Here is a 413-nt window from a genome sequence, read left to right as displayed (position 1 = left end):
TGTCGTCAGATTAACCGTCGCCTCACCTTTGACGGTGGCGCCATCCTTGATCTGGACTTTCTGACCTTTAGCCCCGGCCCCTGAAAGTTTGACTGTGGTGTCGACGGTCGTACCGCCCTGAGGAATCACCACGCCTTTGGAGTCCAGGGCCTGAGTGATGGTCGGTGCGGTACTGGCGGTTACCGTCAATGTCCGCGCAGCCGATACCTGTCCACTGCCATACAGCGCGGTGGCGGTGAAGCTGTGAGCAGCCACGCTCAAGCCCGTAATGATCAGCTCCCAAAGGCCTGTCGTCAGATTAACCGTCGCCTCACCTTTGACGGTGGCGCCATCCTTGATCTGGACTTTCTGACCTTTAGCCCCGGCCCCTGAAAGTTTGACTGTGGTGTCGACGGTCGTACCGCCCTGAGGAA

General features: G+C 58.8%; 1 pseudogene. It reads right to left on the bottom strand.

Annotation, left to right across the window (positions count from 1 at the left end):
* Window positions 1-413: pseudogene (locus AK821_RS31255) on the bottom strand (hypothetical protein); the annotation flags it as partial.

Origin of the sequence: Pseudomonas sp. RIT-PI-r, from assembly GCF_001297015.1 — a bacterium.
GTDB lineage: Bacteria > Pseudomonadota > Gammaproteobacteria > Pseudomonadales > Pseudomonadaceae > Aquipseudomonas.
Note: the sequence above shows the minus strand (reverse complement) of the source record. Positions and strands in the feature narration are given on the sequence as shown.